The organism is Pseudoalteromonas arabiensis (genome assembly GCF_001550155.1).
GTDB classification, from domain to species: domain Bacteria; phylum Pseudomonadota; class Gammaproteobacteria; order Enterobacterales; family Alteromonadaceae; genus Pseudoalteromonas; species Pseudoalteromonas arabiensis.
In genome coordinates this window covers 197,132-209,805 of sequence record NZ_LRUF01000005.1, presented here as the reverse complement: position 1 = coordinate 209,805, position 12,674 = coordinate 197,132, and the positions used below count along the sequence as shown (strand labels likewise).

The 12,674-nt window shown below is 42.3% G+C and carries 10 protein-coding genes; 4 read left to right on the top strand and 6 right to left on the bottom strand.

Annotation, left to right across the window (positions count from 1 at the left end; translation table 11 throughout):
- Positions 1–74: 74 nt before the first annotated feature.
- Positions 75–2,288: a catalase/peroxidase HPI gene (katG, locus tag PAARA_RS01645; RefSeq protein ID WP_062567341.1), complete on the top strand. Its 2,214-nt coding sequence runs from the start codon at positions 75–77 to the stop codon at positions 2,286–2,288.
- Positions 2,289–2,447: 159 nt separating this feature from the next.
- On the opposite strand, the gene PAARA_RS01640 is transcribed toward katG, so the two are convergent.
- Together PAARA_RS01640 and PAARA_RS01635 are read right to left on the bottom strand one after the other, a co-directional pair.
- Positions 2,448–3,041, bottom strand: a complete 594-nt coding sequence (locus PAARA_RS01640; protein ID WP_062567340.1) for a hypothetical protein — start codon at positions 3,039–3,041, stop codon at positions 2,448–2,450.
- A 114-nt stretch (positions 3,042–3,155) separates the two neighbouring features.
- Complete coding sequence (locus PAARA_RS01635) at positions 3,156–4,340, bottom strand: BaiN/RdsA family NAD(P)/FAD-dependent oxidoreductase (RefSeq protein ID WP_062567339.1); 1,185 nt, start codon at positions 4,338–4,340, stop codon at positions 3,156–3,158.
- Between the two features lie 322 nt (positions 4,341–4,662).
- Between PAARA_RS01635 and PAARA_RS01630 the strand changes: the two genes are divergently transcribed.
- Complete coding sequence (locus PAARA_RS01630) at positions 4,663–6,807, top strand: S8 family peptidase (protein ID WP_062567338.1); 2,145 nt, start codon at positions 4,663–4,665, stop codon at positions 6,805–6,807.
- Between the two features lie 62 nt (positions 6,808–6,869).
- Here the strand turns inward: PAARA_RS01630 and PAARA_RS01625 are convergent, their stop codons facing one another.
- Entirely contained in the window at positions 6,870–7,343 is a 474-nt protein-coding gene (locus PAARA_RS01625) for a peroxiredoxin (RefSeq protein WP_062567337.1), read from the bottom strand.
- 100 nt (positions 7,344–7,443) lie between these two features.
- On the opposite strand from PAARA_RS01625, the gene PAARA_RS01620 reads away from it, so the two are divergent.
- Entirely contained in the window at positions 7,444–8,085 is a 642-nt protein-coding gene (locus tag PAARA_RS01620) for an RNA polymerase sigma factor (protein WP_062567336.1), read from the top strand.
- Complete coding sequence (locus PAARA_RS01615; RefSeq protein ID WP_062567335.1) at positions 8,078–8,461, top strand: VOC family protein; 384 nt, start codon at positions 8,078–8,080, stop codon at positions 8,459–8,461. Before PAARA_RS01620 ends, PAARA_RS01615 begins: the two co-directional genes overlap by 8 nt.
- Positions 8,462–8,630: 169 nt before the next feature.
- Here the strand turns inward: PAARA_RS01615 and PAARA_RS01610 are convergent, their stop codons facing one another.
- The 3 genes from PAARA_RS01610 to PAARA_RS01600 all read right to left on the bottom strand — a co-directional run bounded on the left by PAARA_RS01610 (position 8,631) and on the right by PAARA_RS01600 (position 12,649).
- Positions 8,631–10,556, bottom strand: a complete 1,926-nt coding sequence (locus PAARA_RS01610) for a methyl-accepting chemotaxis protein (protein WP_062567334.1) — start codon at positions 10,554–10,556, stop codon at positions 8,631–8,633.
- A gap of 115 nt (positions 10,557–10,671) precedes the next feature.
- Positions 10,672–11,427: a class I SAM-dependent methyltransferase gene (locus PAARA_RS01605; protein ID WP_062567333.1), complete on the bottom strand. Its 756-nt coding sequence runs from the start codon at positions 11,425–11,427 to the stop codon at positions 10,672–10,674.
- A 43-nt stretch (positions 11,428–11,470) separates the two neighbouring features.
- A complete protein-coding gene (locus PAARA_RS01600) occupies positions 11,471–12,649 on the bottom strand; it encodes a response regulator (RefSeq protein WP_062567332.1) in 1,179 nt (392 codons plus the stop codon).
- Positions 12,650–12,674: the final 25 nt, after the last annotated feature.

Below are 12,674 nucleotides of genomic sequence, written 5' to 3'. Positions count from 1 at the left end.
AACCCCAGTTTGTAAGTGGAAAGTTAATCAGAACAACTCTATATTTCACGCAACTTCTAACTGGAGACTATACAATGTTTAAAAAATCGACCTCAGCCTTGTCTAAAGTAGCTGTTGCGGTATCACTGTTGGTGGCAACAGGCGTACAAGCTACAAACGACATCAAATCAAACCAATTTTGGTGGCCAGAACAATTAGATCTTAGCCAACTTCGTGCCCATGGTGCAGAGTCTGATCCTATGGGCCCTTACTTTGATTACAAAAAAGAATTCTTAAAGTTAGACCTAAACGCAGTGAAAGCGGATATCGAGAAAGTATTGACTGATTCTCAAGATTGGTGGCCAGCTGACTATGGTCACTATGGTCCATTTTTCATCCGTATGGCGTGGCACGCATCAGGTACGTACCGTACTTTTGATGGTCGTGGTGGCGCAGGCGGTGGTCAACAACGTTTCGACCCGCTAAACAGCTGGCCTGATAACGCCAACCTTGATAAAGCGCGTCGTTTACTTTGGCCTATTAAACAAAAATACGGTCGCAGCATCTCATGGGCAGATTTAATGGCGCTAACAGGTAACGTTGCGCTTGAATCAATGGGCTTCAAAACCTTCGGTTATGCCGGTGGTCGCGAAGACGATTGGGAACCAGATTACGTATACTGGGGCCCTGAAGGCAAAATGCTCACTGACGAGCGCCGTGACAAAAAAGGCAAACTTAAAGGTCCATTAGCGGCCGTTGAGATGGGCTTAATCTATGTAAATCCAGAAGGCCCTCACGGTAACCCTGATCCACTTCTTGCAGCAGACGACATTCGTCTATCATTCGGCCGCATGGCAATGAACGATGAAGAAATCGTTGCGCTAATCGCCGGTGGTCACAGCTTTGGTAAAGCACACGGTGCGAAAAAAGCGACGTGTTTAGACAAAGAGCCAGCAGCAGCGGGGATTGAAGAGCAAGGCTTAGGTTGGAAAAACAAATGTGGTAAAGGTCACTCAGAAGATACCATCACTTCAGGTCTTGAAGGTGCATGGACAGTGACACCAACACGTTGGTCAATCAACTACCTACAAAACTTATTCAGCTTTGAGTGGGTTAAAACTAAAAGCCCAGCAGGTGCGACTCAGTGGATCCCAGAAAATGGTCAAGCGTCTAACCTAGTGCCCGATGCGCACATTAAAGGTAAGCGTCATGCACCTATCATGTTCACAACTGATATCGCGTTAAAAGCAGATCCTGAGTTCCGTAAGATTTCAGAGCGTTTCTTAAACGACCCGAAAGAGTTCGAACTGGCATTTGCTAAAGCATGGTTCAAACTAAACCACCGTGACATGGGCCCACGTGCTCGTTACCTAGGTGACTTAGTGCCAGAAGAAGTATTAATTTGGCAAGACTACATCCCTGCGGTTGACCACAAACTAGTAGATGGCAAAGATATCGCGTCACTTAAAGCAAACATCTTAGATTCAGGTTTATCTGTATCTGAACTTGTGCGAGTTGCTTGGGCATCAGCAGCAAGCTACCGCGACACAGATATGCGTGGTGGTGCAAACGGTGCACGTATTCGTTTTGCTCCGCAAAAAGATTGGCCGGTAAACAACCCGAAAGAAGTGGCTAAAGTACTGAGCAAACTTGAGAAAATCCAAACTAAGTTCAACAAAAACGCATCCGGCGGTAAAGAAATTTCACTCGCAGATATGATTGTTCTTGGTGGTGCGGCTGCAATCGAAAAAGCAGCAAGCGACGCGGGTTTCTCTATCGCAGTACCGTTCAAGCCAGGTCGTATGGACGCGTCATTAGAAATGACTGACGTTGCATCATTCGAAGTACTTGAGCCAACGGCAGATGCGTTTCGTAACTACTACAGCTCAGCATGGAAATCACCGGCTGAAATGCTCGTTGAACGCGCTGATTTACTCAACTTATCAGTACCAGAAATGACTGCACTACTAGGTGGTATGCGTGCCCTTAACGCGAATACTGACCAAACGAAACACGGTGTATTCACGAAAAAACCTGGCACATTAAGCAACGATTTCTTCGTTAACTTACTCGATATGTCAACGAAGTGGTCTAAGTCTTCTGAAGAAGGTATTTACGAAGGACGTGACCGTCAATCAGGCAAGCTTAAGTGGACAGCGACACCAGTCGATTTAATCTTCGGTTCAAACTCAGAGCTACGTTCAATTGCTGAAGTGTATGCCTCTGACGATGCTAAACAGAAGTTCGTTGATGACTTCGTAGCAGCGTGGACTAAAGTAATGACGCTAGACAGATTCGACCTACGTTAATACTTATTTTCGCAACCAACAAAGCCGCTAAGTTAGCGGCTTTTTTACTATTTAGTACTAGTGTACAAGCGAACAAAAATTGCAGAGCTTAAAGCTGGAATTTGGCAGTTAAAAGTAAGATTTCAGAAATAAGAGAACGGCTTTATTAAGCCCCACAAGCTAAGCCTTAGGAAACATACCTATTAAATCTGTATAAAAAGTAATGCCTGTAAGATTATTTAGTTTCACTTCATTAAAAAATTGCTCATTGCAATAAATCAAATCACCACCTTCAAGCTTAGATTTGTATAAACTTTTCTTATAAATATCTTCTTTGTCAAAAACAAGGGATTTTAAACCGTCTTCAAAACCATCTGTATATTTAACTTCTGTAAGTTGAGGATCTTCTTTACCAAAGGTCAGAAGGTTAAATAACATCATCTCACCACGATCAGTATTAATTTTTATAAATTCACCAAAGTCAGCTATTAAAGGCTTTAGCACCGAGTACGCAGACATTTTTAAAACAATATATGTACCAACAATATTTATATCAAAGTCATCTGTTGATTCGGGATTAAAGGTCAAATCCAAATGCTCACCATCCCACAGAGAATAAAGTGACTGATTTTCATATGGCAATCTTTGAAGCCTAACAAGTAATTCATTAATACTGAGCTTTGAGTGCTTAACCATTTGCTTAGCTAATATAAATGAATCTAAGTTTAATGCTGTCACACTATCTTGCGGCAACTCCACACGATACGAATTCATAACCCTTTCCACAACTCTGTAGTTGAAAAAATAGAACTAGGCATTGTTCCTTTTTAGTGCTCAGCTTAAAACTCGAACAATTAAAAATGTCTTCGTTCTATTTTCATTTAATCATCAACAATACTGCCCTGCTGCAAAACCACAGCTCCACGCATATTGGAAGTTGTAACCACCTAACCAACCAGTGACGTCGGTCACTTCGCCAATAAAATAAAGACCTGCTGATTTTTTTGCTTCGAAGGTTTTTGAGCTTAACTCATCGGTATCTACGCCACCGAGTGTAACTTCGGCTGTTCTATAACCCTCTGTGCCATTGGGTTTTATTTGCCAATTGTGAATGTAGTCATGTAATGCGTCGACTTGTGCATGGGTTAACTGGTTTACATTGCAATCTGGAATCGCTTTTGTATCGTGCAGCATTTCAACAAAGCGTTTGGGTAAAATGGTTGCAAGGGTATTTTTTAGTGACTTTTGCCCTTGGCTTTGACGCCACTGCTCAAGCTGCTGTTTTAAATCAAGCTCAGGTAATAAGTTGATGTAAACACTCTGCCCTGCGCGCCAGAATGAACTGATTTGCAAAATAGCGGGCCCCGACAAGCCGCGGTGGGTAAAGAGGATATTTTCTTTGAACTGGGTGCCATCTTCACTGGTTACTAAACACGGAATGCTGATCCCAGATAAACCATCAAAGCGATCTTTATCATGCTGGTGCAATGTAAATGGCACTAATGCAGCCATGGTTGGTAGCACCGTTAAGCCAAATTGTTCAGCAATTTTATAACCAATGGGCGATGCGCCAAGTTTCGGCATGGTTAAACCACCGGATGCCACCACCAATGACTCGCATTGATAACTGTCTTGTTCGGTTATAACTTCATAACCAGCATCGTTTTTTATCACGCTAAGTACTTCGTTACGAAGAGCAATGTTTACCCCAGCCCACTCACACTCAGTTAAAAGAATATCAACGATATCTTGCGCGCTGTTATCACAAAATAGCTGGCCCAGCGTTTTATGGTGATAAGCCAAACCATGACGGTCCACCAGCTCAATAAAGTCATGTTGGGTATAACGGCTTAAACAGGATTTTACGAAGTGAGGATTAGTACACAAGTAGTTGTCTGGGCTTGCGTTTTCATTTGTGAAGTTACAACGCCCACCACCGCTTATTAAAATTTTACGGCCAGGCTTTTTGCCCATATCAAGCACAGTAACATTGCGACCTCGATAGCCTGCTTGTGCTGCACACATTAAACCTGCGGCACCGGCACCAATCACAATTACATCTACTTGGGTCATTACTCATTCTCACTGAAAAAATTTAGCTGATTATAACAAGATATTACGCGCTCGTTGTTAACTTAGTCATTTTTTTGAAAAAAGATAAACCCGAAAAACAAAATAAAGTAAAAACTCTATAACAGTAAATTGGAACTTTATAATTAGAAAAAAGCAAAAAAAACCAATTAATAGTTATATTTAGCCATCTATACATTTAGTTATAACCAAAATAGAGACAAACATAACAAAACGATATTTTAACTATATTTACATTTATTTTACCTTTGTCCCCCTTCGCGGAAAGTCGTGCGAAGCAACTTATAACAATCTAGGGATCATTATGACAACTAACAACTTGAAAAAGTGCGCAATTGCATTAAGCCTCACAGCGTTATTTGGAACAACAGCAGCAATGGCCGCACCAAACCAAATGTTACCACCATCAATGGCAGATACCGCTGCAAAATTACAAGGTCAAAGCGGTTTTGGAACACAATTTATTATTAAATACAAAAATAGCAACGCTGATATGACCACGATGTCTGCCGCTGAGCAAACACCTGCTATGATGAACCAAAAAGCACAAAGCTTTGTGAAGAATTTCAGCAGTAAAAAAGGCTTAGCAAAAGCTCAGTATGTACGTGCCATGGCAATGAGCAACCACCACGTAATGCGCGCTGATAAAAAGCTTTCGGCCGATGAAGCACAAGCATTTATGCAAGAAGTTATGGCAACTGGCAACGTTGAGTACATTGAAATTGACCAAATGTTACAGCCTTTCGCAACACCTAATGATCCACGTTATTCTGACCAATGGCACTACTACGAGCAAGCAGGTGGCTTGAATCTACCTACAGCATGGGATAGCGCAACAGGCAGCGGTGTAACAGTTGCTGTACTTGATACGGGTTACCGCCCACATGTTGATTTAAACGCCAACATCTTACCTGGCTACGACATGATTTCGAACCTATCTGTTGCCAACGATGGTGGTGGCCGTGACAGCGACGCTCGCGACCCTGGCGATGCAGTTGTACGTGGTGAGTGCGGTACAGATCAAAATGGCGATCCCTCACCAAAGGCAGATCAAGACTCTAGCTGGCATGGTACTCATGTTGCGGGGACCGTTGCTGCGGTAACAAATAATGGTGAAGGCGTTGCAGGTGTTGCTTATGATGCCAAGGTTGTACCTGTACGTGTGCTTGGTAAATGTGGTGGTTTAACATCTGATATTGCAGACGGTATTATCTGGGCGTCAGGTGGTTCAGTGTCTGGCGTACCTGCAAATGCTAACCCTGCTGATGTTATCAACATGAGTTTAGGTGGTGGGGGTGCATGTAGCTCAACAACGCAAAATGCTATAAACCAAGCACGCAACAACGGCGCAGTTGTTGTTATCGCCGCTGGTAACAGTAATGATAATTCGGCTAACTACAACCCAGGTAACTGTAATGGCGTTGTAAATGTTGCCTCTGTTGGCCGTAACGGTGGTCGTGCTTATTACTCAAACTTTGGTAGTAATATTGATGTTGCAGCTCCTGGTGGTGCGCAAAGCTTTGCGAATGATTCAGAGGGTGTATTATCAACTCATAACTCAGGCGCAACTGGCCCAAGCAGTGATTCTTATCACTTCTCACAAGGTACATCAATGGCTGCACCGCATGTTGCAGGTGTCGCGGCACTTATCAAACAAGCGAAGCCTTCTGCAACGCCAGATGAAATTGAAAGCATTTTAAAATCAACGACTCGCTCTTTCCCTGCTACATGTAATAACTGTGGTACAGGTATTGTCGATGCAGCCGCTGCAGTTGCAGCAGCATCGGGTTCAACTCAGCCGCCAGCTACAGGCAATGAGTTACAAGATGGTCAAGCATTAACAGGCTTAAGTGGCGCAGCAAGCAGCAAAACCTACTACACAATGGAAGTACCGGCGGGCGCAACAAATGTTACTTTCACTATGAGTGGTGGTACGGGCGATGCAGACTTATATGTTCGCGCAGGTAATGCTCCTACTACAACAACATATGATTGCCGCCCTTATGAAAGCGGTAATAACGAAGTATGTTCAATCGATAGTCCAACAGCAGGTACATACCACGTAATGCTAAGTGCTTATTCTGCCTACTCAGGTGTGAGCCTTGTAGGTGACTTAACCGCTTCTGGTGGTACAGGCTCACCACAAGCAGGCGGCGGTACAGTTGAAAATATTTCGGCTAACGCTGGTCAATGGAAACACTACACTATTGATGTGCCTGCTAATATGTCTAGCTTTACAGTGACTAGCTCTGGCGGTACAGGTGATGCAGATTTATTTGTTAAATTTGGAAGTCAACCTACAACAAGCAGCTATGACTGTCGTCCGTACAAAAGTGGCAGTGCTGAAACATGTACTTTTAGCAACCCACAAGCAGGTACTTGGCACTTAAGCTTAAATGCATTTCAAACCTTTTCAGGTGTCACACTTGATGCACAATATCAACCTTAATCGTTGATAACCCCGATTACCCTTGGGACTTTTAGCCGGACTCTCGTCCGGCTTTTTTAGTTTTATAATTTAGCTAAAACGGCCTCTGCACGGCTTACTGTAAATTCTTTATCCTGCTCAACAAACAAGCCTGTTACAGTTTGGTCGTCGACGATCATTGCATAACGTTTTGAACGCACACCACCAAAGCTAGCAGTGTCCTTATCTAAACCAAGCGCCTTGGTAAAACTAGCATCACCATCGGCTAACATACGAATATGCTCAGCATTATGTGCCTCACCCCATGCTTTCATTACAAATGCATCATTCACTGAGACGCAGTAAATCGCATCAACGCCTTTGGCGGTAATTTTATCAGCCAGTGTAACAAACTCAGGTAAGTGAGCGTTTGAACAGGTAGGCGTAAATGCCCCTGGCACAGCAAATAGCACTACTTTTTTACCAGCAAATAATGCTTCTGTGTCTAACGTTTGCATGCCTTCGCTGGTTAATTCGCTAAGGGTTGCAGTAGGTAAAGTTTGGCCTTGTTCGATCATCGTGATTCCTTGAAAGAAAATATACATTAGCAGTATGAAAGAGTAAGGTTTAATTAAACTATATATCAATTGCTAACTCTACTTATAATCACTAAGCGCTATGAATAATAAAAATTATTACGCAAACCTTTTACGCTATGCTCATAAGGTGACATTACATAAAGAAGAGGCTGAAGACTTACTGCAAACGGCTCTTCTTGTTGCCGTTGAGGCTAAACGCTCAGATCTAACATGTATAAAAAACCGTCGCTGGCTTATGGGTGTACTGCGTAATCAATCTGTATTTAATGCGCGTTCTGCCGCAAGAAGAAAAAAGCGTGAAGTAACTTTCACCAATACGAACAATACACACACATACAACGACGAAACAGCAACCTATTTTATCGATTCATTACCGCCTAGCCTAAAAACAACAGCACTTTTAGTTTTAACAGGGCATTGTAAAAAAGAAATCATCTGGCTGCTGCGAGTATCAGACGCAGCTCTAAGGCAACGGATAGCTGAGATTAAACGCCGCTGGCGACAAACCGGTGCAAAACAAATACTTGAACTTGAAGGTTTAGCTGAAGATCTACCGTTTGGGCAAATACGTAAAGCACTTCTTAATGCGCCATGCCGTGATGAAGCGACACTCGCAAGCCATGACCCTGATGGACATCTTTTTATGATGACCTCACAAAACCACCTTGCACGGCAACATAAGGTGATATCTATTAAAAAACAGGAAAAGAACCATGCTTGATAAAAGTAAAATTGGCGCAATTTGTTATTACATTAGCGATCTAGATAAAACAGAAGCGTTTTACCGTGATACGCTCGGAATAAACATTCAAAGAATGGAAGAAGATGGAGAGGGTTGGCTGCTTGCTAAAACAGCAAATGACATCGAACTACTCTTTTTTAAGCAGGAGTCAAAGCCCGGAAACTCACCCATTATTGTTTTTGAGTTAGCTGATGGTGGGATTGATGACGTAGTCGAAACACTCGCAACAAAGGGAGTAACTATTGTCACCCCTGTAAGCCATGCACCAGGTGGCTGGTCAGCAGAAATCGCAGATCCAGATAATCATCAAATATCAATGTATCAATCCAGTGATGTTCCACGCAGCAAAAGATAGAGTAAAGATAATACCGTTCAAACCAAGTGCGCTCACTGTGCGCTTGGTTTAAAAGATACTAAATAATATAAAGTTCTGAAAAACAGATTCTGCTATAAACGCTGCATTCCCCATTAGAAAGAGCAGCAACTCTCGCTATTTTTTGTGCTTTTCAGTCCACTTGAAACACTTATAATCCTAAGCTGGTTTTAATTGTCTGCATTTGTTGCTGCAAACGCTGCTGAATATCACTTACTAGCACGTTCGATTCACTCACTTGGCCTTTCATGCTTTGCATAGACTGACTAAAGTTTTCGAGTAATGCATTTTGCTGTTTAGCTAGCTCCATCGCATCAAACGCGACCTTGTTAGCATCTTGTGCATTATCAGCAACGCCTTCAGAGTTACGTTTTAGCTCTTGGGCATTTTGTGTTTGTAACTCTGCATCGTTAGCAAGGGCACTTATTTGTGTCGATACCATTGATGAGTTTTCACTTAGGCGATTAAGCTGACTGTTAATATCATCAAGTGAGCCTTGGGTTTGTCTAGCAAGTTTGCGCACTTCGTCAGCTACAACCGCAAAACCTCGGCCATGCTCCCCTGCACGAGCCGATTCTATAGCGGCATTTAATGCTAGCAAGTTAGTTTGCTCAGCAATATTTTTAATTACTTCAATAACTTGACCAACATCATCCACGCCCTTTAATAGCTCTTTTAAGCTATTTAACCCTTGCTCAACACGCTGCTCAGTATGTGAGCTTGCTGTTAGCATACTCTCAGCAAAACCTAAGCTTTGCTCCATGGCACCAAATGTCTGTTTTGCGTTGTCAGCCACTTGACTATTAATGGTGTTAACTTGTTCACCAATATGTTGAATATCGCTTAGTAGCCCTTGATTTTGCTCAACTTGAGTGTGGCTAGCATCGGTCTTTTGAGCAATAGTGTGTAAGTGTTCACTCATTTCTAGCATAAAGTCATTAATCACTTTGAGCATTTGCGCACGCTCTTCCGCTTCAATTCGTTGACGCTCAATTAACTGATTAAAATAATGAGCTATCTCCCCTATTTCAGTTTTTGGATTTTTGCTTTCAATATTTTTAAGCTCATTACTTTCAATTAAGAATGCGAAACCATCTCGTAACTGACGCAGCGGGTTTAAAACTTGATTACGCTGTACAAAATAAACACCGCCTGCAAGTACCACTAACATGCCAATCGCAATACAAAATACAATAAATACGTGCTGTTTAAGCTGGCTTTGTTCGTCTTTTAGTTTTTGCTCAGCCCCAAGCACCGTTGCCGATAAGGCCGCAATTTGTTCACGCAGTGCTTGCATACCCGTTTGACGCTGCTCAGCTTGCTCTAGCGTTGAGGCTAAATCACGAGGGAAACGCTTAGGCCAACTTATTAACTCCGATTTAATATCGCCGGCTAAGTCCTCGGCTTCTTCACCAAAAAATAAAGCATCTTCGTCGACTTCACTCATCACTCCTAGGTTATCAAGCGCATCAATTTTGCTTGCTAATGCATTTAAATTTTCTACGCTTTGATTGAGGCTTGCTTTGGTGTCTTGATCAAAGCTTAAAACCAGCTTGTAGGTGTATAAAGCAAGTGATGTCACTTCGTTGTAATAGTCGGCACCCAGTTGGTAATATTCAAGCGCTAAATCTGTTTGCGGCTTTGCTTTACGAGCATAGCCTATTAGCGAGGAGGCAGAGCCTGCCATTTGCCTGAGCGAGTTGTCCAATAAAGCCATTTCGTTACCCGATAACTTACCTAGAGCACGGTATTTACCATTGATATCTTTATCTAATGCTGAGAGTTGAGTTGATAAGTGTGAATTTAAATCTTGAGGAAGATGCGCTAAGTCTTGCTTTATGACCTCAGCAATCAGTGCCGACGATAAATTAAGGTATTGACTATCACCTTGCTCTAAATAGTCATCGAGGTGGCTTTTTAAATCAATAACTAGGGTATTTTTGAGTTTATTATAAGCGTTATTTTGTTGTTCTAAACTTAATAGAGTTTGGCTTGCCCAAAATAAGGTCGCCGCTAACAAGATACTAGCAAGTGTGAGTAAAACGGCCAATAACCGAGTAAATGATGACACGCGCATAAACTATAATCCCCTAAGTCATTACGCGTGTAGAATATTAACCTTTTATGACAATTTGATGTAACCCAACCTAATATCCAGAAACTATTAATCAAAAATAGTACAAAAGGGTAGGTTAGGTCATTGCAGCTTTCACATATACATCAAAGCGGTTCTTTTTAGTTTTGATCTGCATGCTGGGTGTTTCAGCATTTAAAAATGGCGCGTAGTCAGGCCGCTTTACCACGACTCGCTTACTCGCCAGCGGATAGGCAAAATCTAAAAGATCATCTGCATCGCTATCAGCGCCAACAAGCGCTTGGAATACTCGCATTTCTTTTTTAACTAAAGCTGATTTTTCACGATGAGGAAACATCGGATCCAAGTACACGACATCTGGTATATCGTTACACTGAGCAAGTAGAGTATGGCTCGAACCGAATACTAAGCTCATATTTTCTTTCATCCATGCGCCAATTTCAGCATCACCGTAGGCGCGTTCAAGGCCATCAAATAATAGTGCAGCTACCACAGGATGACGCTCATGCAAAATAACTTTACAACCGAGTGACGCCAGCACAAAACCATCACGCCCAAGTCCTGCTGTGGCATCAAGGACAACGGGTGTGGCTCCTTTATTTAACCCTACAGCTTTGGCAATTGCTTGGCCTTTACCACCACCGAATTTACGGCGGTGCGCCGCCGCTCCTGTGACAAAGTCGACGTGGATAGCCCCTAGTTTAGGCTCATCTTTCTTTTTTAAGCTCAGACCTTGCTCATCATAATGCAATGAAAAGCCGTCATTACTGTTCGCCCATTCAGTTAAACCAAAGCGCTGCTCTATAGCATCTAAATAAGGACGCATTTCTTTAAAGGGACAATGAATTACCACGTAAAACTCCGAGCTATACTAATGGCCATGAGTATATCATGGCTTAAAATAGCTCGATATCCGTTTGTGATGTCACATCTTCTGTGTGGCTAGGCTCTGCCATTTTTTGTAAATGACCCAATAGCTCACTACGCGATTCAATAATGTGGAGCAACTGAAACTTAATCGCTTCAAGATCATCATTCAGCGAGGCAAAAAGTAACTGGGTTTGTTGTAAGTGCTGTAAATGAAAAATGATTTCATCGCTATTTAGTAACTTACTTTGTTCAACTGACTTATTCAGTTCACTCAGTTGCACAGCAAACTTTTCGACAGCCCGTTCTCGCGAGTAACTGTGTTGATACATTTGCTCCGACAGCTCGCTAAATGCATTACCGATTTGTTTAGCCTGTGTGAGTGCTCGCTCATTGACTTCCATATCTTGAACCTTCGCATTGGTCACTTCAAGAATATGCGGAAACAAGTCTTTATATCGGCCATACAACTGAGCATCATCAAGTGGCATGTTTTTAATTAACATGGACACTTTCGGGTAGTTAATAATGGTACGATGGCCAAAATCGACAAACCGGTTAGCATCGCGATGTTTTTCGAGTAACTCACGCTCTAGTGGGCAAACAGCCCCCTCTGCACCACAAAAAATCCCGATATCTTGATACCAAAAAGCGAGCACTACATCGAGCTCCATTGGGTTAAAAAACTCAAACATGTATTCTGACAGCGATTGGATATCATGTGCATGATAACTTTGACCCACATAGCGCATAATACGCCCCATATCACCCGAGTCTGTCATGGCGATTTCAGCGGTTATTTGCGCGCGCTCCACATCGCTTTTTAGCTTTTTAGAATGCTGTCGGTATTCATACAAAACACGGATACGTGCCATTAACTCTTCAGCATTAAAGGGTTTAACAATATAGTCAGAAGCCCCTGAATTGTAACCCTTAACACGGTCAGGAAGTTCCTTTTTCCCAGATAGAAACATCACGGGTATATCTTTAGTTTGAGAGTTAGCTTTTAATTCACTGCATACTTCAAACCCTGTTTTTCCGGGCATTTCAACATCTAGTAAAATAATGTCTGGATTATATTTAATTGCTTGTCTTAACCCTTCATCGCCATTTTTAGCATGGATCAATGTGCAAAAGCCAGAAAGTGACTCTTCAATTACATGATGTACGTATTTGTCATCATCTATGGCTAACACCAGTTTCGACATGCTTTTATCCTGTAAATAGCTTTTT

What these genes read in the sequence shown, in the direction of transcription:
- PAARA_RS01625 (WP_062567337.1), bottom strand. Translation starts at nt 7,343, where the DNA reads ATGATCGAACAAGGCCAAACTTTACCTACTGCAACCCTTAGCGAATTA.
- PAARA_RS01610 (WP_062567334.1), bottom strand. Translation starts at nt 10,556, where the DNA reads ATGCGCGTGTCATCATTTACTCGGTTATTGGCCGTTTTACTCACACTT.
- PAARA_RS01620 (WP_062567336.1), top strand. Translation starts at nt 7,444, where the DNA reads ATGAATAATAAAAATTATTACGCAAACCTTTTACGCTATGCTCATAAG.
- katG (WP_062567341.1), top strand. Translation starts at nt 75, where the DNA reads ATGTTTAAAAAATCGACCTCAGCCTTGTCTAAAGTAGCTGTTGCGGTA.
- PAARA_RS01630 (WP_062567338.1), top strand. Translation starts at nt 4,663, where the DNA reads ATGACAACTAACAACTTGAAAAAGTGCGCAATTGCATTAAGCCTCACA.
- PAARA_RS01600 (WP_062567332.1), bottom strand. Translation starts at nt 12,649, where the DNA reads ATGTCGAAACTGGTGTTAGCCATAGATGATGACAAATACGTACATCAT.
- PAARA_RS01635 (WP_062567339.1), bottom strand. Translation starts at nt 4,340, where the DNA reads ATGACCCAAGTAGATGTAATTGTGATTGGTGCCGGTGCCGCAGGTTTA.
- PAARA_RS01640 (WP_062567340.1), bottom strand. Translation starts at nt 3,041, where the DNA reads ATGAATTCGTATCGTGTGGAGTTGCCGCAAGATAGTGTGACAGCATTA.
- PAARA_RS01615 (WP_062567335.1), top strand. Translation starts at nt 8,078, where the DNA reads ATGCTTGATAAAAGTAAAATTGGCGCAATTTGTTATTACATTAGCGAT.